Here is a 23,273-nt window from a genome sequence, read left to right as displayed (position 1 = left end):
CGAGATCAGGTTATTGGAGGCCGCCGCGGAACTGGTACCGGGACGTTCACAGAATTCGGCGGCGGGACAGGTGAATCCCGATCAGCATGGCGGCGAACGCGAGCACCGCGACGCCGATGGACAGCGGCAGCCGGAGGCTGTTGGACGTGCCCGCGGTCTTGGCCGTCGCACCGATGATCACGTCCGTGCACGAGTAGTACGTGTCGACCGTGTCCGAGTTCTGCCACACCGTGTAGATGAGGTGCCGACCGCTCTTGTCCTGCGGCAGCTTCAGGTCGAACGTGTACGCCCCGTTCACCAGCTTGGGGTCCTTGACGACCTGGAACTCGTCGAGGCCCTCCCACTTCAGCGGCTTCGTCGGGTCGTAGCCGTCCTTCGTGACGAAGAACCGGAACGTGCCGCGGTGCGGGATCGTCGAGACGTACCGGAACTGGTTCTTGAGCTGCGTCGTCGGCCAGTCCTCGCGCGGCTGGTCGAGCCCCTGGTAGGCGGGGATGCCCGCGCTGCACAGCTTGCCGTCCGGGATCAGCTGCCGGTCGCGCCCGGCGATGTTGGGCCTGCGGATGTTGTCCCACTGCTTCGCGGGCAGTCCCCACGCGGCGGCCGCCTTGCAGGCGTCCGTCGCCGACGACGGCTGGTCGGGTGCGCACAGGTAGGCCCTGCTGGGCGGGTTGGACGGCGCTCCGTGCGCCTGCGCGGTGGCTGCCGTCGCAAGGATGATCAGAAAGCACGCGACGAACAGCCGCATTTCAGACACCTCCCAGGTCTCCTGTAGGGGTACGGCTGCGACGGTCCGCTCGTTCAGTGGAGAATCACTCCCCATGTTCGAAGATGAGGTGGCTGCCGCGGCCGCCCGGCTGGCCGGCGTGGCCCGAACGACCCCGCTCGAAGTGAACCAGCGCCTGTCCGAGGCGACCGGGGCCCGAGTGTGGCTCAAGCGCGAAGACCTGCAGGTCGGGCGCTCGTACAAGCTCCGAGGCGCCTACAACCTGCTCTCCCAGGTGGAGGCGTCGGCGGGCGCCGTGTGCGCCTCGGCCGGCAACCACGGTCAGGGCATGGCGTACGCGTGCCGCCGCCTCGGCGTCCACGGCCGCGTGCACGTGCCGTCCACGACGCCCCGGCAGAAGCGCGAGCGCATCGCCGCACTCGGCCGCGACATGGTCGAGCTCGTCGTCGACGGCGACACCTACGACGACGCGGCCGCACTCGCCGCCGAGCACGCCGCGTCGACCGGCGCCACCCTCGTGCCCGCGTTCGACGACCCGCGCACCATCGCTGGTCAGGGCACGGTCGGGCTGGAGATCGTGCACCAGCTCGGCGGCGCGCCGGACGTGGTGATCGTGCCCGTCGGCGGCGGTGGCCTGCTGGCCGGTGTCGGCACGTGGTTCGCGTCCCGCTTCCCGTCCGTGCGGCTGATCGGCGTCGAGCCCGCCGGTGCCGCCTCGATGATCGCGGCCGTCAACGCGGGCTCACCGGTGGTGCTGCCGGAGGTGGACACGTTCGTCGACGGCGCGGCCGTGCGCCGGGCCGGCGAGGTGACGTTCCCGATGGTGCGCGACTGCGGCGCCTCGCTGGTCACCGTGCCCGAGGGCCAGGTCTGCACCGAGATGCTCGACCTCTACCAGGTGGACGGCGTGATCGCCGAGCCCGCGGGCGCGCTGGCGTCCGCCGCGCTGCTGTCCGAGATCGTCGTCGCACCGGACTCGACCGTGGTGTGCCTGCTGTCCGGTGGCAACAACGACGTGTCGCGCTACGCGGAGGTCGTCGAGCGCTCGCTCGTGCACCGCGGATTGAAGCACTACTTCCTCGTGGAGTTCCCGCAGGAGCCCGGGGCGCTGCGGCGGTTCCTCGACGACGTGCTCGGCGCGGACGACGACATCGTGCTGTTCGAGTACATCAAGCGGGACAACCGGGAGACCGGCGCCGCGCTGGTCGGCATCGAGATCGGCAGGCGCGAGGACTACGACGCGCTGTGGGGCCGGATGAAGTCGTCGCCGCTGAAGATCCAGCTGGTCGCGCCCGGCACGACGGCGTACCGGTTCCTGATCTGACGCACGGGAAAGCCGCCCCGCGACCGCGGAGCGGCTTCCCTGCCCGAGCACCTGAAGGCGGACCCCCAGTGGTTCCTCAGTGAGCTGACTGCGCACGAGGGCGAGGTGCAGTCAGTCCACTGAGGACCGTGGAGGGATCAGGGCTGGGGAGGCGGAGGACACGTCTTCCACGCGAAGTGGTACGTGGTTTCGACGGACCCGTCGGTGGAGTCCATCGAGATGAAGCTGGTGGTCTTCTTGGGGTCCGAGGTCCCCGCGTTGACCCGCAGCTCCGCGTTGATGTTGAAGTTCCGCTTCTCCCCGCACGGGTGGTAGACGATGGAGGCGACCTCGACCGTGTCGGTCGCCTGCCAGTCGTCGCTCATCGAGCCCTTCCAGTTGTGTTGGGTGTACTCGGTCTGCGACATGCCCTGGAAGTAGTAGTTGGCCCTCTCGAGAGCCGTCGCACCCTTTTCCAGGTGGGCGAAGCCGCGGTAGTCGGTCGACGCGATGCCGTAGGTGAAGCCCGACGGAGCGTTGATCCGCAGGTTCAGCTGGCAGTTCTTGCGGAAGTCAGTGGGTTTCGCTCCCACGCCCACTTGGGCCATGAATTCGCTGTAGGTAACGGTGAACGCCTTGTTGTCCGGAGACACTGCGACGGCTGCGGTTCCTGCTCTGCAGCCCGTACCGTTGACCGTAACCACGTCGATGGTGAAGTGATCCGGCGGGGGAGTGGTGCCTGGAGCTCCGCCCGGAGGAATGATGATGGTCGACATGGCGAAAGCCGCAGCAGCCACGGTATTGAGCATGAGGCACCTTTCCGACTCGTTCTGAAATGGTCGGCGGCGGTATTAAGCGAGAAATTGTCGGGGCGTCAGCACCGCTTCCAGGAGAAGTGGTACTTGGTGCTCACGCTGCTGTCGGTCGAGTCCATCGTCATGAAGCTCGTGGCGTTCTTGGAACCACCGGTGTTGACCCGGAGCTCGGTGTTGATGTTCAGGTTCCTGCGCTCACCGCACGGTGCGTACACGATGGCGGAGACCTCGGACTTGTCCGTGGCCTGCCAGTTGTCGCTGTGCGGGCCGTAGAAGTTGTGCGTCCGGCTCGCTGTCTGCGACGAACCCGAGAAGTAGTAGTTGCCCTTCTCTGTTCCTGTCGCGCCGTGCTGCAGGTGGGCGAACCCTCTGTAGTCGGCCTGGGCGATGCCGTACGTGAAGCCCTGCGGGTAGCTCACTCTGATGTTGAGCTGGCAGTTCTTCCGGAAGTCGGTGGGGCTCGTCCCGGCGCCCGCTTGGGCGAGGTAGTCGCTGTAGGTCACCGTGAAGGCGGTGCGATCGTCGGCGGACGCAACAGCGGCCGTTCCGGCCGGGCAACCCGAGCCGTTCACGGTCACCACGTCGATCGTGATGTAGTCCGGAACGTCGTCGGAAGCCTCGACACTGTTCGAAGGAATGATTGACGCCAGGGCAAGGGCGGCAGCCGCCACCGTATTCAGCATGGCAAGCCTTTCTCTCCGTGTTGGTACACGGCGACGGGAATCAGACGATATCGTAAGGGGTCTTGACGAAGGGCCGCCAAATGGGTGACTTGCTATGTTTCGTAACTAATTCAAGAGGGCGCGACGAATTGGCCGAACGTTACAACAGTCACGGCTCAACCATGGTCGGTTATCACTCGGAGGATTGACCTGACGATTACCTGACGATCCGTTGCGCTAGGCCGTTCGAGTGAAGGGGGCCTGACAGGCAACAAAGTTTCCAGTAGGCAGGTGGGTGCGCCGCCGCCCAGACGCCGCCCTGACGACGAGGGGTTTCATGCAGAACTCGAGGCGCACGCTGTCCATCGCCGCGGCCATGCTGGTCGGGATCTCCGTGTTCACGCCGGGTGCTCAAGCCGAGGGGTGGAGCTTCACGAAGAAGATCGTGCTGGACACGTCGGCCGCCGGCGCGAACGTGGCCGGTGACGTGAAGGCGTTCCCGGTGCCGGTGCAGCTCGACGCGACGAACTTCGACTTCTCCCAGGCCAAGCCGGACGGCAGCGACATCCGCTTCACCGACGCGGCCGGTCAGCAGTTGCCGTACGAGATCGAGAAGTGGGACGCGAAGGCCAAGCAGGCGGCCATCTGGGTCAAAACGGACGTGAAGGGCAACAGCGCAGCTCAGTCCATCAACCTGTTGCACGGCAACCCGGACGCGAAGAGCGAGAGCGACGGCAGCAAGGTGTTCGCCAAGGCGGACGGCTGGGTCACCGCGCACCACCTCGCCGAGTCCGGTGGCGGTCAGTACAAGGACTCGACCGGCAACGGCGCGCACGGCAAGGGCGTCAACATCGCCGGACCGGCCACCGCGCCGGGCCGCGTCGGGCAGGCGCTGAGCCTCAACCGCGCCAAGTCCGAGTACGTCCTGCTGGACGGCAGCGACAAGTCTCCGCTGTTCAACCCGTTGCCCGCCAAGGGGACGTTCTCCATCTGGTCCAACGCGAAGACCCATCCGGCCGCGTACATCGCGATGTTCTCGAAGGGGGAGACGGGCTTCCGGATCCACTACTTCGGCGACGGCCCGCAGACCGAGCCGTGCATCGACGTCGCGAACTACGACTGGTGCCCGCTGCCGGACGGCGCGTTCACCAAGGTGGACAACAACAAGTGGTACCACTTCACTTTCGTGCTCGACAAGCCGAACGCGTACTACTACATCAACGGCAAGCTCGAGGTCACGAAGAAGGACACCAACGCCTGGAAGACCGCGGGCGCGGAGCCGGTGACGATCGGCAACAACGAGAAGACGCCGGGCAGCAACTCCCGCAAGCGTTCCTTCGACGGAATGCTCGACGAAGCGCGCATTCTGAACGCCCCGAAGGACAAGAACTGGGCCAAGCTCGACTTCGAGAGCCAGAAGCAGGGCGGCACTTTCGTGAAGGTGTCCAAGCGATAGTGATGTAGCACTCATCACGGCATGAGCGGGGTCGTCGGCGCGTTGAAGCCGATGACCCCGCTCGGACAAGGAGTGCACGATGGCCGCACCGGCGACCCTCACCGTTTACTCGACCGTGTGGTGCGGATACTGCCGCATCCTCAAGAACCAGCTCGACCGCGAGGGCATCTCCTACGTCGAGGTCGACGTCGACGAGATCCCGAACGCGGCCGACTTCGTGATGAGCGTGAACGGCGGGAACCGCACGGTGCCGACGGTGCACTTCCCGAACGGCGCGGCGCTGACGAACCCGTCGCTCGCTCAGGTCAAGGAGCAGCTGGCGGCCTAGCGGCGGCGATCTCCTCGACGATCGACTCACGGCCTGCCCACGGCCCCGACTCGCGGGGCCAGGGCACGGCGATGTCGGTGAACCCGAGCTCGCCCGCCCGGCCGACGAAGTCGAGGAAGCACTCCACGCTCGACAGCGAGTAGACCGGCGCCTGGTCGGACTGCAGGATCCGCCGCACGCCGGGTGCCTCGAAGCGCGAGCTGATCGCGGCCACCGAGTCCCACCACGCGTCGAGGTCCTCGATGCCCATCTCCCCGGTCGTGACCCACCCGGCGCCGTACCGCGCCGCGAGGTCCATCGCCCCCGGACCGTTCGCCGCGATCACGAACGGAAGCCGCGGCCGCTGCACGCACCCCGGCACGTTCCGCGCGCCGACGGCCTCGTAGTAGGAACCGCGCCACGTCACGTCGTTCTCGCGCAGCAGCAGATCGAGCAGCTCGACGAACTCGGCGAACCGCTTCCCGCGGTTCGCGACCTGTTCGCGTTCGCCGAACACGCGGTAGTCGTAGCCCCGGCTGCCCGATCCCAGACCCGCGGTGAACCGGCCGCCGGAGATGTCGTCCAGCGACGTCAGGTCGCGCATGAACGTGATCGGGTGCCGGAAGTTCGGTGTGGACACCAGGGTGCCGAGCCGGATCGCCGACGTCACCTCCGCGGCCACCGCCAGCGTCGGCACGGCCCCGTACCAGGGCGTGTCGAGCAGCGTGCCCACGCCGAGGTGGTCGAACGTCCAGGCGTCGTCGAACCCCAGCTCTTCCGCGGCCCGCCAGCGCGCACGCGCCTCAGGCCAGCGGTACTCGGGCAGAATGGTGATTCCAACACGCATGCGGTTCATTCGAACAGCATGCGTGTTGGAAGTCAACCGAGCATCAGCAGTACAGGTTGCCGCCCGGCGCGACGCCGAGGAGCGATGTGAACTGCTGGTACTTCGACACCCGGCTCTGGACTTGACCGGGGTTGCCGCCGTTGCACTCGAGCGACCCGTTGATCGACCGGATCGTCTCACCGAAGCCGCGCTGGCCGACCATCGCGTCGTGCGGCGTCATCGTGCCCGGACCGCGTTGCGTGTTCCAGTACCAAAGACCGGTCTTCCACGCGACCGCCGGGTCGTTCTGCACCAGCCACGGGTTCGTCAACAACGGCAGGCCGAGCGCGTCGCCCGCGGCCTTGTAGTTGAAGTTCCAGCTCAGCTGGATCGGACCGCGTCCGTAGTAGGCGGCCTGTCCCGCCGGGCACCCGTAGGACTGGCTCCAGTCGCAGTAGTGCGGGTAGTTGGCCTGGTTCTGCTCGACGACGTGCACGAGGCCGCCGGTCTCGTGGCTGACGTTCGCGAGGAACGCCGCCGCTTCCTGCTTCTTCACCGTGGCGCTGCCGGAGTTGGCGAAACCGGGGTACGCGCTCAGCGCGGCTGTGAGCCCGCTGTAGGTGTAGAAGCTGTTGCGGCCGGGGAACATCTGGTTGAACTGGGCCTCGCTCACCACGAAACCGCCGGGCGGGGTGGGGTCCCCGCCTCCGCCGCCGCAGTTGTACGGGTCCCAGAACCAGGTGCTGACCGTCGGGTCGTAACCGGGGTTGTCGTGCTCGGCGATGTAGTACGAGCCGTTGAAGCGCACGATGTTGCCGGTGTAGTACTGCTTTCCGGCGACCCAGTCGGTGTAGCTGCACGCGGGAGGCGGTGTGCCGCCGCCGCCGTCGCAGCTGGTCGGTTCCCAGAACCAGGTGCTGATCGTCGGGTCGTAGCCCGGGTTGTCGTGCTCGGCGATGTAGTAGAGCCCGTTGGTGTACTTCACGATGTTGCCCGTGTAGTACTGCGTGCCCGCTGTCCACGTGGTGTAGTTGCACGCCGCTGATGCCGGCGCCGCCGATACGACGATCACGAGCGCGCTCATGATCACTGATGCTGCGAGAGATGCGACGATGCGTCTCAATGACACGGGTGTTCACTCCTCTGACTCTGCGCGCCCAAGGATGTGAACACCGACCCAAACACTATTGGTCTGTACCAGTCAAGTGGTCTGGGCCAATTATGTCGGGAGGGGCGCCCCGCCGCCGGAACGCCCCTCCGCGATCAGCAGCTCAGGTTGGATCCGGCGGGGACACCGAGGATGCCGACGAACTGCTTGTACTTGTTCACCCGGCTCTGCACCTGGGCGGGGTTGCGGCCGTTGCACTCGAGCGACCCGTTGATCGACCGGATCGTCTCACCGAAGCCGCGCTGGTTGACCATCGCGTTGTGCGGGGTCATCGTGCCGGGGCCCTTCTGGGTGTTCCAGTACCAGAGCCCGGTCTTCCAGGAGACGGCCGCGTCGGTCTGCACCAGCTTCGGGTTCGTCAGCAGGGGCAGGCCGAGCGCGTCGCCCGCGGCCTTGTAGTTGAAGTTCCAGCTGAGCTGGATCGGTCCGCGACCGTAGTACGCGGCCTGCCCGGCCGGGCAGCCGTACGGCTGACTGCGGTCGCAGTAGTGCGGGTAGTTGGCCTGGTTCTGCTCCACGATGTGGACCAGCCCGCCGGTCTCGTGGTGGACGTTCGCGAGGAACGCCGCCGCTTCCTGCTTCTTCACCGTGGCGCTGCCGCTGTTGGTGAACGCGGGGTACGCGCTCAACGCGGCGGTCAGCCCCTTGTAGGTGTAGAAGCTGTTGCGGCTCGGGAACATCTTGTTGAACTGAGCCTCGGAAACGACGAACGGTGCCGCGTTCGCGGACGGGGTCACCACGGCCAGTGCGCTCATCAGTGCGGCGGCGAGTGTTGCGATCATGCGTGTTCTCGACAAGAGGAACACTCCTTCGTGCTGCGCGCCCGATGGACGTGACGAGATCACCAAAACACAAATGGTCTGGACCGGTCAACCATGTGGTCCAAACCATTAACCGTCAGTGCGGAACACCTTGTCGTCGTCCTTGCGGACGGTGCCCCCGTTGCCGTCGCGGTTGGTCGTGGTGATCCACAGCTTGCCGTCGGGGCCGGCCACCGCCGTGCGCAACCTGCCGTAGGTGCCCTTGAACACCGCGGTGGGCTTGCCGACCGAGCCGTTCGCGTTCAGCGGCACCTTCCACATCCGCTCACCGCGCAACGCCGCGACGTAGATGCTGTTCTTGTAGATCGCGACACCGCTCGGCGACGCCTGGTCGGTCGGCCAGGTCAGCAACGGCTTGGTGTACTTGGGGTTCGAGCACGGACCCTCGCACTCCGGCCAGCCGTAGTTCTTGCCGGACTCGATGCGGTTCAGCTCGTCCAGGTCCTGCTGGCCGAGCTCGGAGGCGTACATCCTCTTCTGCCCGTCCCACGCGAAGCCCTGCACGTTGCGGTGCCCGTAGCTGTAGACGAGGTTGCCGAACGGGTTGCCCGGCGCGGGTTTCCCGTCCTTCGTCATCCGCAGGATCTTGCCGCCCAGCGTCTTCGTGTCCTGTGCGTCGTCGCCGTTGGTCGCGTCACCGGTGCTCGCGTAGAGGAACCCGTCCGGCCCGAACGCGAGCCGACCGCCCACTTGAACCGATGCCAGCGGGATCCCGGTGACGAGCGGCTCAGGCGTGCCGCCGAGCTTCATCCGCGAGATCCGGTTGTCCTCGTCGGTCGAGTGGTAGACGTAGACGTACTTGTCGGTGTTGTAGTTCGGGGAAACCGCTATCCCGAGCAGGCCGCTCTCGCTGCCCGGTTCGACGGCCACCTTGCCGACCTGCGTGACCGTCGTGCCCTTGATGGACAGGATCCGGCCGGAGCGCTCGGTGACGAGTGCGGACTTGTCCGGCAGGAACGAGAGCCCCCACGGGACGTCGAGCTTCTTGGCGGCGGTCGCCACGGCCGCCCCCGCCGGTTGTGCGGCGGTCAGCACCAAAGCGGTGACCGTGACCGCGGCCCAGCACCAACGGACCTTCATGTGCCCTCCCATGTGCCGAAGAACGGCGGCGGGGCGGCAGAGGTCAGCCTAGGGGTGCTGGGCGGCGGCCGTCCACGGTCTAGGACCCGCTGCCGTACGGACGCGTGAGGATCTCCATTCCGTGGCCGCTGGGGTCGTCGAAGTACACACCCCTGCCGCCGTCGTTGCGGTTGATCTCCCCCGGCTGGTTGTGGAACGGGTCCGCCCAGTAGTCGAGCCCGCGCTCGGTGATGCGGCCGAAGATCTCGTCGAACTCCTGCTCGCTCACCAGGAACGCGTAGTGCTGCTGACCGAACTCGTGCGTGCCGGACAGGTAGTCGAGTGAGACGTCGTTCGACACCTGGACGACGTGGAACGGCCCGAACCGGGTCGGCTCGGGCAGCCCCAGAATCTCCACGATGAAGTTCGCGGCCTCTTCCTGATCCTTGGACCAGACGATGGTGTGGTTGAGTTCGATGGCCATGCGTCCAGCTTCACGCGCAGGTGAGAGGCCTGCAACCCTTTTGGCCGGCCCTAGTCCTTGATCGCGAAGATCGGCCACTTCGCGGTGTGGACGTCCTTGCGGGTCTCCTGGTGGATGGTGTTCGCGATGACGCTGATCCCGTTCCTGTTCTCCACGAAGTCCGCGTAGAACGTCGTGTCCGCGCCGGACGCGTAGGGCACCGTCAGGTCGAACTTCGTCGTGGCCGACCCGCCGGGCGTCCACAGCTTGGACACCAGCCGCTTCTTGTCCGCCGTCGCGTACACGAACTCCACGCCGTTGCCGACGACCGCGATGTCCTTGAACAGCGAGGTGGTCGAGTCGATCGTCGTGGACGTCCACGCGCCGTTCGAGAAGTGCGCGAGCACGATCTTGGCGCTGGTCTTGGTGTGCACGCCGTAGCCGAGCACGACGGAGCCGTCCGGCAGCTGCACCGTCACCGGGTTCTCCTCCGGCAGCGCCTTGCCCGACGGCAGGTCGGTCGGGTTCGTCGTGACGACGCGCGTCTGCGCCAGCTCGGCCGCGTCGACGCCCGCGCCGAGCGACGCGCCGCCGACCGTGCGCATGGTCGCGGTCGCGGTGTCGAAGTAGGCCGCGTAGATGTTCTTGCCGCCGCCGTTGTGGCCCTTCGGCCCGCCGTGCATCGACCACGTCAGGTGGACCTTGCCGGCCTTCTCCGTGACGCCGAACGCGTACACCTCGGAGTACTTGTCGCTCGTGCGGCCCGAGTCGATGATCGTCTTGGGCGCGGACCACGTCTTGCCCGAGTCCGTCGACTTGATGAACCGGTAGATCCGGTACGGGTGCGAGAGATCCGTGTTCTGGCTGTAGAACACGTGGATCGTGTTGCCGGTGACGATCGGCTCGGGATAGGTCGTCTTGTCCGAGCTGATCGTGCGCGCGCTCCACGTGCCGGTGATCGAGTGCGCGGTCGGCGCCTGGTACAGGTGCATCGACTTGCCGTGCGTGGCGCGGAAGACCACCAGCGTGCCGTCGGCGAGCTGGGTGAGCACCGGGTAGTCGTGGTAGGCGTTGCTGTGCGTCAGGTTCAGCGTCGCGACCTTCACCGCGGCGCTCCACGTGTTCGCGGTGTGGTCGAACGCCTTGACGTAGATGTCGTGCTTCGTGCCCGACCACGTCACGAACGTCTTCTTCGCGATCGCGTCGTACAGACCGGCGCCGTTGGTGCGCAGGCAGCCGTAGACAGATGTCGGGGTGACGGTGTCGACAGTCGCCGCGTTGGCGGGTGTGGCGCTGAAGACCAGTAGAAGCAACGCGGCAAGAAGTACGCGCATCGCCGACCTCCGGAGGTATCCGCGGCGGCGGCGTGCCCACAATACTGTGTCGATGCGGACACTGCTCGTAGCCGGACTGCTGACCGCCCTCGCCGTGCCCGCGCAGGCGGCGCAGCCGGAAGCTGATCCCATGGCGCTGGTGAACCCGTTCGTCGGGACGCAGAACTTCGGCAACACGTTTCCCGGCGCCGCCGTCCCGTTCGGAATGGTGCAGGTCAGCCCCGATACCGGCGGGCAGGGCGGCTACGACTACCTGCAGAACTCGATCTACGGCTTCAGCCAGACGCACCTGTCCGGCGTCGGCTGCGGCGTCATGGGCGAGCTGCCGATCATGCCGACAGCCGGGTCCGTTGACAACGTTGACATCAACGCCTACAAGTCGCCGTACTCGCACGACGACGAGGACGCCTCGCCCGGTTACTACCGCGTGGGCCTGCAGAAGTACGGGGTGAACGCCGAGCTCACGGCCACCAAGCGCACCAGCTGGCAGCGGTACGCGTTCCCGGCCGGTCAGGCGAACGTCCTGTTCAACACCGGGAAGTCCAACCAGACCGTGCTCGACTCGGAGATCCACGTCGTCGGCGACCGGACCGTCGAGGGACGGGTGCGCGCCGGCCGGTTCTGCGCCGGGCACGACGAGCACACCGTGTTCTTCAGCGCCACGTTCGACCGGCCGTTCAGCGCGTTCGGCTCGTGGCGGGGGAGCGTTCCCACACCCGGCTCGCGCGACGCGGCCGGCACCGGCGGCAACGGCGCGTGGGTGTCGTTCGACGCGGCGGTGGACAAAGACGTCGTGGTGAAACTGGGACTGTCCTACACCGGGGTCGAGGGCGCGCGGGCGAATCTGGCCGCTGAGGCACCGTCCTTCGACTTCGACGCCGTGGTGAAGCAGGCGCAGGACACGTGGCGCGCGCAGCTCGGCGCGATCAAGATCGCCGGTGGGGCGGCGGAGCGGCAGACCGCGTTCTACACCGCGCTGTACCACTCGGTGCTGCACCCGAACCTCGCCGGCGACGTCGACGGCAGGTACACCGGCTTCGACGGTGCCGTCCACCAGGCGGCGAGGTACACGCCGTACCAGAACTTCTCGCTGTGGGACACCTACCGCCCGCAGAACCAGCTGTTGCAGATGCTGGAACCGAAGGTGGCGCGCGACGTCGCGTTGTCGATCGTCGCGAGCGGACGGGACGGCGGCTGGCTGCCGCGCTGGGCGCTGGCGAACAGCGAGACCAACATCATGACCGGTGACCCGGTGACGCCGTTCCTCGTCGAAGCGTGGTCCAAGGGTCTGCTGCACGGCTACGAGCGCGAGACGTACGAGCTGCTGAAGAAGAACGCCACCGCCACGCCACCGGTGTCGTCGCCGTACAACGGGCGGTCGGGCGTGGCGTACTACTCCTCGCGCGGCTACCTCCCGTCCGGGCTGGAGCTGGGGAAGGACTGCGCGCACAAGGGCGGCGACAACGACTGCGTGCACCCGGCGTCCGCCACGCTGGAGTACGCGGCGGCGGACGCGTCGCTGGCGTTGATGGCGTCCCGGCTGGGTTTCCGGGACGACGCGCGCATGTTCGCTGACCGCGGCCAGTGGTACCGCAACCTGTGGGACACCTCGATCGGCCAGTTCCGGCCGCGCACCGCCGAGGGCACGTTCCTGTCGCCGTACAACCCGGTCGACGCGGCGCGGCAGTTCCACGAGGGCGGCGCGTACCAGTACCAGTGGCTGGTGCCGCAGGACCCGGCCGGGCTGGTGTCGCTGATGGGCGGGCGGCGCGCGGTCGAGCAGCGACTGGACTCGTTCTTCGTGCACGACAAGCTGCTGACCGATCCCGCGGGCACCGCGCGCAAGGACTGGATCACCGACCCGTACGACTACTACGGCAAGCCGACCTACAACCCGAACAACGAGCCCGACCTGCACGCGCCGTACCTGTACGCGTGGGCCGGTGCGCCGGCCAAGACGGCGACCGTCGTGCGTGCGGCGATGACGTTGTTCACCACCGGGCCGGACGGCATGACCGGCAACGACGACCTGGGCACGATGTCGGCCTGGTACGTGTTCTCGTCGCTCGGCCTGTACCCGACGACGGCCGGTTCGGACTTCTTCGTGCTGTCGTCGCCGCAGTTCTCGTCCGCGACCGTCCAGATCGGACGGTACGGCAAACAGGGCGGCACATTGACCGTGACTGCCTCCGGCGTCTCGGACTCCCGGCGGTACGTGCAGAAGGCCTGGTTCAACGGGCACGACGTGCGGAAGACGTGGCTGGACTGGTCGGCGTTCTCCCGAGGCGGGAAGCTGGCCTACTCGGTGGGTGACGCGCCGTCGTCGTGGGGGACCGGGCGCGGTGACGCGCCGCCGTCGGTCAACGACGGCCGCGAGGACCGCCGCAGGCACCTCGACGCGTCGCTGCGTCAGACCACGGCCGTGCTGCCGACCTCGGACGCAGCGCAGTCGGTGACGTTGCCGCTGGACGTGCTGGCGCAGACGCCGGGCGCGATGCCCGTGTCGGTCTCCGTGGCCGCACCGCCGTCGTGGACGGTCACCGGCGCGCAGCGGATGGTGATCACCTCGCGCACGCTGCCCACGCAGCGCACAGTTCCTTTGGTGGTCGGCGTTCCGGCCGGTGTCAAGCCGGGCAGGTATCCGATCGAGGTGACCGTGCGCGGCTCGGACGTGGTGACCCGCACGGCGACCGTCGAAGTGCGTCCGGCCGCGGTGTGCATCGCGTCCGCGTGCCCGGTCGACCTGACACCGGAACGCAACCACGACGGCACCGCCTCCGTGGACGCCCCGGCGTCCGGCGACTTCGACGGTGGCGGCTGGAGCTACGACGCGGCGTTGCTGCCACCGGCCGGATCCGTGGTGTGGGGCGGGGTCACGTACGCGACACCCGACCCCACCGGCACGACGCCGACCTTCGTCGAGGCGCGCGGGCAGGGAATGCTGTTGCCCGCCGGGAAGTTCGGCGCGCTGCACGTCGTCGGCTCGTCGCACAACGGGCCGGTCAGCACGGCGCTGACCATCTGGTACACCGACGGCACGTCGTTCGAGGTCCCGGTGACCGTCGCCGACTGGGCCGGTTCCGGCACCGGTGTGGTGCTGGAGATGCCGCACCGGATCAAGGCGGGCAAGGGCGTCGACGCGCCGCCCGTGCGGCTGTTCGGCGCGGCGATCCCGTTGGACAGCAGCAAGACCGTGCGCTCGATGACGTTGCCCAACGATCCCAGGGTGGAGCTCTACGCGATCACACTCGGGTGACCAGGTCTGTGACTACTTCTGCGATCACCTCGGCGCGTCGGATCTGCGGGCAGTGACCGCCGTCGATCTCGACCGGCTCGACGCCGAGCCGGTCGCTCAGCGCTGCCATCATGTTGCCCGCGCCCGAGTTGCCGACGATGACGGGTGCGGTGACGTCCACCTGCTGTGCGACGAAGCCCGAGCTTGCCGGGTGATCAGCTCGTCGCGGGTGCCTGTTCGCCGTCGGAGGACCACGCCGAGAGCGAACGGCTGCTCTCGAAACGCCGGTGTTCCCCCGAGATCGGGTCCACGAACTCGATCGTCTTCGCGAGCAGCTGGAGCGGTGCGCTGAAGTCGTCGAGCGGACGCTCGTGCAGCACCGGGTAGAAGTCGTCGTTGATGATCGGGATGTTCAGGCCGGCCATGTGCAGGCGGAGCTGGTGGGTGCGCCCGGTCAGCGGGTGCAGCCGGTAGCGGCCGAGCCCGTCGCGATGCTCCACGAGGGACACCTCGGTGACGGCGTTCGGTTCGCCCTCGACCTCCTGCGCCGTGATGACGCCTTTTTCCTTGATGATGCGGCTTTCGACCGTGCGGGGGAGCTCGAGGTCCGGGTCGTGCGGCGCGATCGCCTCGTACTCCTTGGAAACGACACGATCCTTGAACATAAGCTGGTACTTGCCGCGGATCTCCGGCCGGACCACGAAGATGATCAGCCCGGCGGTGACCCGGTCGAGCCGGTGCGCTGGCACGAGATCCGGGAGCTCCAGCTGCTTGCGGAGCCGGACCAGCGCGGTCTCGACGACGTGCTTGCCGCGCGGGATGGTCGCGAGGAAGTGCGGCTTGTCGACCACGAGCAGGTCGTCGTCGCGGTGCACGATCTCCACCTCGAACGGCACCGGCACCTCGTCCGGCAGGTCCCGGTGGAACCAGACGTACGACTCCGGCGCGTACGGCGCGTCGGGCTTGAGCGGCCCGTGCTGGTCGTAGATGCGCTCTTCGCGCATCAGCATCTCGATGCGTTCGGGCGCGACGCGCGGCAGCCGTTCGACGAGGTGATCCCTGATCGTGGCCCACGGCCCTTCGGGCAGCCGGAGCCGGGCGGGATCGAGCCCGTGCCGCTGCGGGAGGGGTGAGCTGGGACGACGTCGCACGGCCGGACGATACCGCCCGAAGTCTGGCGTGCCGCGCGTGCGGCTCCTCGCGCCGAACCTCTAGTGCGGGCCCCACCCGTGTTCGGGCCGTTTCCCACCTTCTGGCACAGCGGCTCCCACCATCCGGCTCATCTCGTGCTCAACCGTTCGGAAATCCTGACGACTAATGCTCGGAAACGTCCGCTTTACCGATGTGAAGGCGGAGGCGCACGCTGATCGCATGGCAGTCTTCCTGGTACTCGGCTCGGTCGTGTCCCTGCAGTTCGGGGCCGCTTTCGCAGCTCAGCTCTTCGGGCAGGTCGGCGCTCCCGGCGCCACCGCGCTGCGGCTCGGGCTGGCCGCGGTGCTGCTCGCGCTCGTGCAGCGGCCGAAGTTCAACCAGGGTTCGCTGGTGCTCGGCCTGACGCTGGCCGGCATGAACGGCACGTTCTACCTCGCGCTGGAACGCATCCCGCTGGGCGTCGCCGTGACGATCGAGTTCCTCGGCCCGCTGGGCGTCGCGATCGCGATGTCCCGCAGGCCGCGCGACTTCCTGTGGGCGTTGCTGGCGCTGGCCGGCGTGATCGTGCTGGGCGTCCGGGAGCAGGCGCAGCACCTCGACATGGTCGGCGTCGTGCTCGCGTTGATCGCGGCCGGGTTCTGGGCGTGCTACATCATCGCCGGCTCGCGGGTGGCGCACGAGGGCCAGGGCGGGCTCGTGGCGGCCAGCGCGGTCGCCGCCGCTCTGACGTTGCCCTACGGGTTGGCCAGTGGTGGCGTCGCCTTGTTCTCTCCCAACGTGTTGCTGCTGGGCGTGGTCGTGGCGCTGCTCGCCAGCGTCATCCCGTACAGCCTGGAGCTGCGGGCGCTGAAGACGTTGCCGCCCAAGACGTTCGGTGTGGCCTTGGCGTTGGAACCGGCCGCCGCGGCGTTGGCCGGTGCGTTGCTGCTGGGGCAGCACCTCAGCGGGGCTTCGCTGCTCGCGATCGGGCTGGTGATCACGGCGGGGATCGGGTCGGCGGTCACGGCGGCCCGGCCGACAGCGGTGGAGCCTGAGAGGCCCGTACCGCGGGACGCCGTCCCCGTTCTGCCCGTGCCGTAACGGGTCGCGGCGCCCGGCCGATGCCTCATCGAAGATCACGGATGAGGGGTGTCGATGAGTGAGCTCGAGCGGGAAATGCAGCGACAACGCGAAGAGGTCGCCGCTCGTGGCCGGCGCAACGAGGAGATGGAGCGAGAAGGTCGCGCGAACCTGCGGCAGTTCGCCGACCTGATGCGTACGAACCAGGTCGGCAGAACCACGTTGTACCAGTGCAAGACCGAGTTGGTGACGCCGCCGCCGGTGAAGCGCTTCCTGCGCAAGCCTGTTTCCCAGGAACGCGTCTTCGAAGACACCTTCACCCTGTTGGGTGCTGGCTGGACCGTCGTGTACGACGACTGGGAGAACCACGAGCTCTACCTCGTCATGGAGGATGGCGAGACCTACAGGTGCCGGCGCCCGAAGCCAGCGGTCCCCGGAAAGGCCTACAACGGCCCGTACGACCGTCCAGACCCGTCACACCTTCAGCTTCCCTACCTCGTGACCAACGGGCCGATGACAGGCACCACCGACTACTGGCGCTTCCTCGGTGACCTCGGCTTGGAACTGCTTGCGGGCGCCGCCCGCAAGCACATGGGCGAACGCAAGTGATCACGGTGTGGCCGAGAGCCGCAGCGCCTGACGGAACGCCCGCACCGCGGGATGCTGGCCCCGCCCGGCCCGTGCCGCGGTGAACAGTCTGCGCGACTGGGGTCCGCCGGGCGGGTCGTGCAGCGGCAGCGTGACGTCGCGGTCGTGCCAGATCAGCCGGGGGATCAGCGCGGCCGCCAGCCCGTGCTCGACGAACCGCAGCTTCACCAGCACGTCGGTCGACTCGAACCGGACGTCCGGCTCGAAGCCGTGGTTGCGGCACAGCGCGGTCGCCCACTTGCGCTGCGGGTAGCCCTCCGGCTCCATGATCCACGGCAGTTCGGCGATGGACGTGGTGTCCATTCCCGGTGGCACGGCAAGCTGAATCGGGTCGTGGAACAGCTCCGCGTATTCGAGTTGAGCGAATCTCGGTTCCGGTTGTCCCGGATACTCCTCGCTGAACACCAGGTCGAAGTCGCGCGCGATGAGAGCGGACAGCGCCACTTCCGGATCGGCGACCGTGAATTCGATGCGCAACGACGGGTGTTCGTCGCGCATGCGTGCGAGAGTCGCGGGGATGAGCGCCAGCGTCGCGGTCTGGAACGTCGCGACGCGCAACGTTCCGCTGATCTCGTGCAACGACGCGGCGATGTCCGCCTCGGCCTGCTCCAGCCTGGCCAGCACCGCCTCGGTGTGCGCGACGAGTATCTCGGCCTGCGGGGTCAGCTTCACCCTGCGCCCGACCGGTTCCAGCAGTCGGACGCCGACCTCCTGTTCCAGCTGGGACAGCTGCTGCGAGACCGACGACGGGCTGTACGACAACGCGGACGCGACAGCGGCGAGAGTGCCCCGGTGCTTGAGTTCCCGCAACAAACGCAGGCGATGAAGGTCGAACACCTGTCAAGTATCCGCTACGCTGTGAAAGCCGCCCCCTGAAAGCGCTTGCCAAAGCGCGTAGAGGAGGCTTTTTTCATGGCCAAACAACTCCGTGCTCTAACGGGGTTCGCGCTCGCCACCGGTCTGCTGCTCACGGCCCAACCCGCTCACGCACAGGTGGAAGCGGGCCCGTGGACCAGCGTCTCGCCGACGTTCAGCGTGCAGCAGCGCGGTTGCGGCAAGGTCAGCGACCTGACCTTCACGCTCACCTGCTCCACCGGCAGCGGTGACCAGCGCGCCGAGCGCCGTTACGCCACGTACACCGGTGGCACGCGGCAGTTCGAGGGCAGCTTCCGGATCACGAGTCTCGGCGGTTCCCGAGTCAGTCTCAAGCAGACGTTCAAGGACAACCCCGGTGCGGGCCCGTACTTCATGCTCGCCGTGGAGAAGGGCGGACGGCTCTACGCCGTGCACGGTGGCAACACCATCGCCACCGGCGCCACCGTCGGCACGACCGTGCGCGTGAACACCGTGCACGTCGTCGGCAGCACGCACCGCACGTACATCAACGGATCGCAGAAGCACAGCGTGTCGAGCTCCGGCGGCAGCTTCTACGACAAGTTCGGCGCGTACCGGACCGCCAGCGGCAAGGGACCGGCGACGGTCGAGTGGAGCAACATCCGGTTCTGGCGCAAGTGATCCGAGCACTACTGCTCGTGGTCCTGCTGTTCCTGACGGCCTGTGGGCAGGAACAGCAGGACCAAGCCGGAAACCAGCTCGAGTCCACTTTGACGTCCCCGACGGACGTCAAGCTGGAGTGGCGGCCTCAGGCGGGCGCCGCGGGCCAGATCGTCGAGTACTCGAACGAGAAGGACGGCCAGTACACGATCCTCGGTTTCGTCCCACCCGGACAGACGTCGTTCACGCACCCGGACCTGATCCCGGAGACGAACTTCTTCTACCGGGTCAGGCCGTACACAGGACCGGTGTCGGCGACGGTCGACGTCGCGCTGCCACCGGGCGACGAGGTGTCCGAAACGGACGGTCACGAGTGGGGTCCGCCCAAGGCGGACGGCAAGGGCACGCACTCGTCGTCCAGTCCGGACGCCGCACCGACCGGCCTGAAGGCCGAGGTCAAGCACGCGAACGGGATCCTGTTCACCTGGACGGACAACGCCTCCGACGAGCAGGGCTACCTGCTGGAGATCAAGCCGTCCGGTGCCACCGACTACCGGATCGCCGCGCAGCTCGACCCGAACGTCGTGTCGTTCGGGCTGATCACGCTGCCGGACGAGAAGCAGGCGACCTATCGGGTGCGGGCGTACCGGTTCGGAGATCCGTCGAACCTGGTGCACGAGACGACCGGGAAGTCGGTCTCGTAGCTCTTCGCCCGCACCACACGGCGGCGGCGAACAGTGATAACGACACGGCGTAGGACCACGCGGTGTTCTCGCTGACCCCGATGCTGGCGTTCACGACGGCGAGCAGCGCGAACACGCTGGTCAGCAGCCACCAGGGGCGGGCGGCCTGGTCAAGAGGCGAAGTCATGCCGCCGGGAGTACCCACTCCCGGCGGCATCTAATCGTCGTTGTTCTCGATTTCTTTCGTTTCACCCCTTCGGCGCATGAAGCCGAAGCCGGGGATGCCGAGGATGGCCTGCCGGACGTCGTTCGTGACCTCCAGCAGCTGGTGCACGTCCGGGCCGACCCGGTTGAGCGTCTCGAGTATCGGCAGGATGTCGGTGACCAGCCGGTCGGTGAGCGCGGGCAGCTCGTCGACCAGGCGGATGGCCGCCTCGATCTCGTGCGGCGACAGCTCCTCCACGAACCGCGTCGCGAGCGGGTGCGCGGTCTTCGCGACCGGCTCGTACAACGTGATCAGCTCGTTCGCGGTGCGGGCCGTCCCGTCCGCGATGTGCACGACGCGCGACGCGCCGTCCGCGACCTCACCCGCGGCGGCGGTGAGCGCGCGGACCTCGTCGACGGTCTTCTCCGCGTCGTCCACGATGTGCGCGGTGCGGTTGACCAGCTCGTCGGCGTTGGTGACGACCTTGTTCACGCGCTGCACGAGCGACTCGACCTCGTCCAGCAGCCCGGCGACGCGGCTGGGCACGGAGGCGACGGTGACGGCCGAATCGACGGCCCAGCTGACGGCGGACTTGGCCAGACCCAGCCCAGGGATCTCCATGCGTCCACTCTGCCCTATCTCAATACGCGTTTGTCGTAAGAGGCGATCCGGGAACCGTGCGGCGACCGAATTTGTCATAGGGCCGGGTTAGCATCCCCGCCGGGTGGAGGAGGTTCACGCATGCGGGTGCTCAGACGGTTGATCGGCAACGGGGGCAGGGAGTCGGCCAGCTTCGGCGCCGCTCTGCTCGGTGTCCTGCTGCTCGCGGGCGCCGCATTCGGCAACGGGATCGCGCGCACCTCGGTCGAGGTGTCCGACGGGCTCACCTGGCTCGGTGACGACCAGCGCGGCGAGGTCGTGCAGGTCAACCCCGCTTCGGGGAAGCCGCAGACCCGGTTGCAGATCAGCGGTGCCGACGCGCAGCTGGAGATCGCGCAGGAGGACGGCAGGCTGATCGTGCTCGACCGGCGCACCGGTCAGATCACGGTGATCGACCTGTCGACGCTGCTGGCGTCCGGCCGCCGTCAGGCGCCCGCCGGTCCGTCGTCGAAGGTGCTGGTCGCGAACGGCCACGTGTTCGTCGTCGACCGCGCCGCGGGCACCGTGCACACCGCCGACCCGGTGACGCTGGCAGACGTGGGCACCGCGTGGCAGGCCGGTCAGCCGCTCGCCGACGTCGTCGTGGACGACCGCGGCGTGGTGTGGCTCGTCGACCACGGCGGCACGCTGCGCGCACTCGAGTGGTCCGACGAGGAGGAGCGCTTCGTCGAGCGGTCGCACAAGCCCATCTCCGGGGCCGGTCCGCGCACGGTGCTCGTCCCGCACGACGCGGGCGTGACGCTGATCGGGCTGGACGCGGGTGTCGTGGTGCAGGACGGCACCGGTGCGGACCGCTCGGCCACCACGGTGTCGCTGTCGGGCGAGGTGATCGCAGCGCAGACGTCGCCGGACAACCTCGTGCCCGCGTCGGTGCCTTCCGCGGGAACCGTCGTGCTGGTCGTCGACGGCCAGGTCGTGCGCGTCGACGTGGATGCGCTGGGGTGCCCCAAGCCCGGCCGTCCGGCCGTGTTCAGGGACAAGGTGTACGTGCCGTGCCGCGGGTCAGGCAAGGTGATCGTGCTCGACCGCAGCGGCAAGCGCGGCGGTGACGACGTGCAGACGTCCGGCGGCGGCGACCCCGAGCTCGTGTTCGACGACGGCAGGCTGTTCGTGAACGTGCCCGGCTCGTCGACCGGCGTCCTGGTCGACGCGGACGGCAGCACCCGCACGCTGACCATCCGCAGCCCCGAGCTCCAGGTGACGAACCCGGACCGATCGCCGATCCCGTCGGTGCCCACGCCGCCGCCCCCGCGCCCGAACGAGCCGATCAAGCCGCCGCGCGGTGACACCCCGAGCTCCTCTGTTGGTGTGCCACCGCCTTCTTCGTCGGCTGCGCCTCCCGGTGCGCTGGCAGCACCTTCCGGCATCTCGATCAGGGAGAAGTCGCGGAACGCCTCGGCGTTGACGGTCACCGTCAGCTGGACGGCGCCCGCGGGAACCGTGGTGGGCTACGTCGTGACGGCGTCCGGCGCGTTCACCGGCGGGTCGGTGTCCTCCCAGGTGGCGGGGACGTCGACCGACCTGGCGTTGCCCTGCGGTGGCACCACGTTCTGCACCAACGGCCGGGTGGACGTTTCGGTCGCCGCGTCGTCGGGGTCGGCCACCGGACCGGCGGGTGTCGGGTCGTGGACCGTGACGGGTGGTGCGCCGGTCACGACGACGACCAAGCCGCCGGTCGTGCCGACCACGACCACTCCGCCTCCGGTCGTTCCCACCACCACGACGCCGCCTCCGGTGGTGCCGACGACGACCACACCGCCGCCGCCGCCTCCGCTGCCTCCGGCAGGCGCCGTGGTGATCACGTCGATCACCGGTGTGCAGACGTCGTACACGCGCAAGGTGAACATGGCGCCGCCAGCGGCGTGGGCGAACCACACCGGCCGGTGCGAGGTCGTGAACACCACGATGGGCACGTCGACGGCCATCGCGTGCAACGCGACGCTGGCGAACATCGACGTGGACTTCGGTTCGAACCGGATCGTGGTGCGCGCGTTCGGACCTTCGGGCCAGGTCGACTCGGCGGCCAAGACCGTCATGATGCGCGACCCGGACATGTGCGGCACCAAGCCGTGCCAGATCCCGCGCAGCATCGAGAGCAACACGGCACCGGCCGGCGTCGGCGGCCTCGGCCTGCTGGCGTGCGCGTACCTGTTGCGGATCCGTCGCAGAGAAGAGGAAGAGTGACGACCACGATGGGCGCCGCGATCGGCGAAGGCGACGTCGCGGCGTTCCGCGACCTGCACACGCGCCTGGGTGACGCGGTCGAGATCGCGGTGCGCGGCAAGCGCGACGTGATCGACCTGGTGCTGGTGGCGATGTTCGCGGGCGGCCACGTGCTGCTGGAAGACGTGCCGGGTACGGGAAAGACGACGTTGGCGCGTGCCGTGGCCGGTGCGCTGGGCGGTGTGTCGCGGCGTGTGCAGTTCACGCCGGACCTGCTGCCGTCCGACGTCACCGGCACCTCGGTGTACGACCCGCAGACCGGCCAGATCCGCTTCCGCCCCGGCCCGGTGTTCGCGAACATCGTGCTGGCGGACGAGATCAACCGCGCGGCGGCGAAGACCCAGTCCGCGATGCTCGAGGTGATGGAGGAGCGCACCGTCACCGTCGACGGCGTCGGCCACGCCGTCCCGGACCCGTTCCTGGTCGTGGCGACGCAGAACCCGATCGACCTGGACGGCACGTACCGCCTGCCCGAGGCGCAGCTCGACCGCTTCATGTTGCGCACGTCCATCGGCTATCCCTCGGTGGACGACGAGCTGGACGTCCTGCGTCCGGGTTCCGGCGCCGGGCGGATCAGCGCGGTGCAGACCGTGTCGTCGCCGCGCGAGGTGAGCGAGTACAGCCGCCGCCTGTCGCTGCTGCACGTGGCCGACCCGATCCTGCGCTACGTGAGCGCGCTGGGGGCGGCCACCCGCTCCGACTCGCGCCTGCGGCTCGGCGCGTCGACCCGAGGCCTGCGGACGCTGGTGCGCTGCGTGCAGGTGTACGCCGCCTCTCGCGGACGCCACTTCGCCGTGCCGGGTGACGTGCAGGACCTCGCTCTGCCCGTGCTGGCCCACCGCCTTGTGCTGACGCGCGAGGCCGTGCTGTCCGGCGTGACGACCGAGGAGGTCCTCGCGGACGTCGTGTCGGACGTAGCGGTCCCGAAGCCGGCATGAGACGCGCGCACTGCCCGGCCTCCGCTCGGCCGGTC

The 23,273-nt window shown here is 68.1% G+C and carries 24 protein-coding genes; 11 read left to right on the top strand and 13 right to left on the bottom strand.

Features of this window, described 5'->3' with window-relative positions; genetic code table 11:
- Positions 1-46 precede the first annotated feature (46 nt).
- Positions 47-748 carry a lytic polysaccharide monooxygenase auxiliary activity family 9 protein gene (locus tag FKR81_RS18335; protein ID WP_146353274.1) on the bottom strand — a complete coding sequence of 234 codons (702 nt, stop codon included), beginning with the start codon at positions 746-748 and terminating at the stop codon, positions 47-49.
- A 73-nt stretch (positions 749-821) separates the two neighbouring features.
- Here FKR81_RS18335 and ilvA point away from each other — a divergent pair, with 73 nt between their 5' ends.
- Positions 822-2,051 carry a threonine ammonia-lyase IlvA gene (gene ilvA, locus FKR81_RS18330; RefSeq protein WP_146353273.1) on the top strand — a complete coding sequence of 410 codons (1,230 nt, stop codon included), beginning with the start codon at positions 822-824 and terminating at the stop codon, positions 2,049-2,051.
- 137 nt (positions 2,052-2,188) lie between these two features.
- Here ilvA and FKR81_RS18325 read toward each other — a convergent pair whose 3' ends face one another.
- Both FKR81_RS18325 and FKR81_RS18320 read right to left on the bottom strand, forming a co-directional pair.
- The gene (locus tag FKR81_RS18325) at positions 2,189-2,839 is read right to left on the bottom strand and encodes a DUF4360 domain-containing protein (protein ID WP_146353272.1); all 651 of its coding nucleotides are present in this window, start codon (positions 2,837-2,839) and stop codon (positions 2,189-2,191) included.
- Positions 2,840-2,904: 65 nt separating this feature from the next.
- Positions 2,905-3,528 carry a DUF4360 domain-containing protein gene (locus tag FKR81_RS18320; RefSeq protein WP_146353271.1) on the bottom strand — a complete coding sequence of 208 codons (624 nt, stop codon included), beginning with the start codon at positions 3,526-3,528 and terminating at the stop codon, positions 2,905-2,907.
- A gap of 316 nt (positions 3,529-3,844) precedes the next feature.
- Here FKR81_RS18320 and FKR81_RS18315 point away from each other — a divergent pair, with 316 nt between their 5' ends.
- Both FKR81_RS18315 and FKR81_RS18310 read left to right on the top strand, forming a co-directional pair.
- Positions 3,845-4,963 (top strand): DUF2341 domain-containing protein, encoded by a 1,119-nt coding sequence (locus FKR81_RS18315; protein ID WP_146353270.1) that lies wholly within the window; start codon positions 3,845-3,847, stop codon positions 4,961-4,963.
- A gap of 79 nt (positions 4,964-5,042) precedes the next feature.
- Complete coding sequence (locus FKR81_RS18310; protein WP_146353269.1) at positions 5,043-5,291, top strand: mycoredoxin; 249 nt, start codon at positions 5,043-5,045, stop codon at positions 5,289-5,291.
- On the opposite strand, the gene FKR81_RS18305 is transcribed toward FKR81_RS18310, so the two are convergent.
- The 6 genes from FKR81_RS18305 to FKR81_RS18280 form a co-directional block, all read right to left on the bottom strand.
- The gene (locus tag FKR81_RS18305; RefSeq protein WP_146353268.1) at positions 5,269-6,117 is read right to left on the bottom strand and encodes an LLM class flavin-dependent oxidoreductase; all 849 of its coding nucleotides are present in this window, start codon (positions 6,115-6,117) and stop codon (positions 5,269-5,271) included. The two genes, FKR81_RS18310 and FKR81_RS18305, sit on opposite strands and share 23 nt — an antisense overlap.
- A 43-nt stretch (positions 6,118-6,160) precedes the next feature.
- Positions 6,161-7,180, bottom strand: coding sequence for a chitinase (locus FKR81_RS18300; protein ID WP_146353267.1), 1,020 nt, complete (start codon positions 7,178-7,180; stop codon positions 6,161-6,163).
- 179 nt (positions 7,181-7,359) lie between these two features.
- A complete protein-coding gene (locus FKR81_RS18295; RefSeq protein ID WP_407936530.1) occupies positions 7,360-8,019 on the bottom strand; it encodes a chitinase in 660 nt (219 codons plus the stop codon).
- 135 nt (positions 8,020-8,154) lie between these two features.
- Positions 8,155-9,165, bottom strand: coding sequence for a PQQ-dependent sugar dehydrogenase (locus tag FKR81_RS18290; protein WP_186763032.1), 1,011 nt, complete (start codon positions 9,163-9,165; stop codon positions 8,155-8,157).
- A gap of 79 nt (positions 9,166-9,244) precedes the next feature.
- A complete protein-coding gene (locus FKR81_RS18285) occupies positions 9,245-9,628 on the bottom strand; it encodes a VOC family protein (protein ID WP_146353264.1) in 384 nt (127 codons plus the stop codon).
- Positions 9,629-9,678: 50 nt separating this feature from the next.
- On the bottom strand, positions 9,679-10,941 hold the full coding sequence (locus FKR81_RS18280) for a BNR-4 repeat-containing protein (RefSeq protein ID WP_186763031.1): 1,263 nt from the start codon (positions 10,939-10,941) through the stop codon (positions 9,679-9,681).
- A gap of 52 nt (positions 10,942-10,993) precedes the next feature.
- Here FKR81_RS18280 and FKR81_RS18275 point away from each other — a divergent pair, with 52 nt between their 5' ends.
- Positions 10,994-14,197, top strand: coding sequence for a GH92 family glycosyl hydrolase (locus tag FKR81_RS18275; RefSeq protein WP_146353262.1), 3,204 nt, complete (start codon positions 10,994-10,996; stop codon positions 14,195-14,197).
- On the opposite strand, the gene FKR81_RS43630 is transcribed toward FKR81_RS18275, so the two are convergent.
- Both FKR81_RS43630 and FKR81_RS18270 read right to left on the bottom strand, forming a co-directional pair.
- The gene (locus tag FKR81_RS43630; protein WP_186763030.1) at positions 14,184-14,357 is read right to left on the bottom strand and encodes a hypothetical protein; all 174 of its coding nucleotides are present in this window, start codon (positions 14,355-14,357) and stop codon (positions 14,184-14,186) included. The two genes, FKR81_RS18275 and FKR81_RS43630, sit on opposite strands and share 14 nt — an antisense overlap.
- 34 nt (positions 14,358-14,391) lie before the next feature.
- Positions 14,392-15,327, bottom strand: coding sequence for a pseudouridine synthase (locus tag FKR81_RS18270; protein WP_146353261.1), 936 nt, complete (start codon positions 15,325-15,327; stop codon positions 14,392-14,394).
- Positions 15,328-15,547: 220 nt separating this feature from the next.
- On the opposite strand from FKR81_RS18270, the gene FKR81_RS18265 reads away from it, so the two are divergent.
- Both FKR81_RS18265 and FKR81_RS18260 read left to right on the top strand, forming a co-directional pair.
- Positions 15,548-16,408 carry an EamA family transporter gene (locus FKR81_RS18265; RefSeq protein WP_146353260.1) on the top strand — a complete coding sequence of 287 codons (861 nt, stop codon included), beginning with the start codon at positions 15,548-15,550 and terminating at the stop codon, positions 16,406-16,408.
- 54 nt (positions 16,409-16,462) lie between these two features.
- Entirely contained in the window at positions 16,463-16,996 is a 534-nt protein-coding gene (locus FKR81_RS18260; protein ID WP_146353259.1) for a hypothetical protein, read from the top strand.
- On the opposite strand, the gene FKR81_RS18255 is transcribed toward FKR81_RS18260, so the two are convergent.
- Positions 16,997-17,872 (bottom strand): LysR family transcriptional regulator, encoded by an 876-nt coding sequence (locus FKR81_RS18255; protein WP_146353258.1) that lies wholly within the window; start codon positions 17,870-17,872, stop codon positions 16,997-16,999.
- A 75-nt stretch (positions 17,873-17,947) separates the two neighbouring features.
- Here FKR81_RS18255 and FKR81_RS18250 point away from each other — a divergent pair, with 75 nt between their 5' ends.
- From FKR81_RS18250 to FKR81_RS43625, 3 genes are all read left to right on the top strand, one after another.
- A complete protein-coding gene (locus FKR81_RS18250) occupies positions 17,948-18,550 on the top strand; it encodes a polysaccharide lyase family 7 protein (RefSeq protein WP_146353257.1) in 603 nt (200 codons plus the stop codon).
- Positions 18,547-19,233, top strand: coding sequence for a fibronectin type III domain-containing protein (locus FKR81_RS18245; protein WP_222598311.1), 687 nt, complete (start codon positions 18,547-18,549; stop codon positions 19,231-19,233). The genes FKR81_RS18250 and FKR81_RS18245 overlap by 4 nt, the downstream gene beginning before the upstream one ends.
- Before the next feature lie 62 nt (positions 19,234-19,295).
- A complete protein-coding gene (locus tag FKR81_RS43625; protein ID WP_186763029.1) occupies positions 19,296-19,433 on the top strand; it encodes a hypothetical protein in 138 nt (45 codons plus the stop codon).
- Here the strand turns inward: FKR81_RS43625 and FKR81_RS18240 are convergent.
- A complete protein-coding gene (locus tag FKR81_RS18240; protein WP_146353256.1) occupies positions 19,430-20,038 on the bottom strand; it encodes a ribulose 1,5-bisphosphate carboxylase large subunit in 609 nt (202 codons plus the stop codon). The genes FKR81_RS43625 and FKR81_RS18240 overlap by 4 nt on opposite strands.
- A gap of 120 nt (positions 20,039-20,158) precedes the next feature.
- Here FKR81_RS18240 and FKR81_RS18235 point away from each other — a divergent pair, with 120 nt between their 5' ends.
- Together FKR81_RS18235 and FKR81_RS18230 are read left to right on the top strand one after the other, a co-directional pair.
- On the top strand, positions 20,159-22,261 hold the full coding sequence (locus tag FKR81_RS18235; RefSeq protein WP_146353255.1) for a YncE family protein: 2,103 nt from the start codon (positions 20,159-20,161) through the stop codon (positions 22,259-22,261).
- Positions 22,258-23,238, top strand: coding sequence for an AAA family ATPase (locus tag FKR81_RS18230; RefSeq protein ID WP_146353254.1), 981 nt, complete (start codon positions 22,258-22,260; stop codon positions 23,236-23,238). The genes FKR81_RS18235 and FKR81_RS18230 overlap by 4 nt, the downstream gene beginning before the upstream one ends.
- The last annotated feature ends 35 nt before the right edge of the window (positions 23,239-23,273 follow it).

The sequence above is a fragment of the Lentzea tibetensis genome (assembly GCF_007845675.1).
Lineage (GTDB): Bacteria > Actinomycetota > Actinomycetes > Mycobacteriales > Pseudonocardiaceae > Lentzea > Lentzea tibetensis.
The sequence above is the reverse complement of the archived record's forward strand: the minus strand, read 5'-3'. Positions and strand labels throughout refer to the sequence as shown.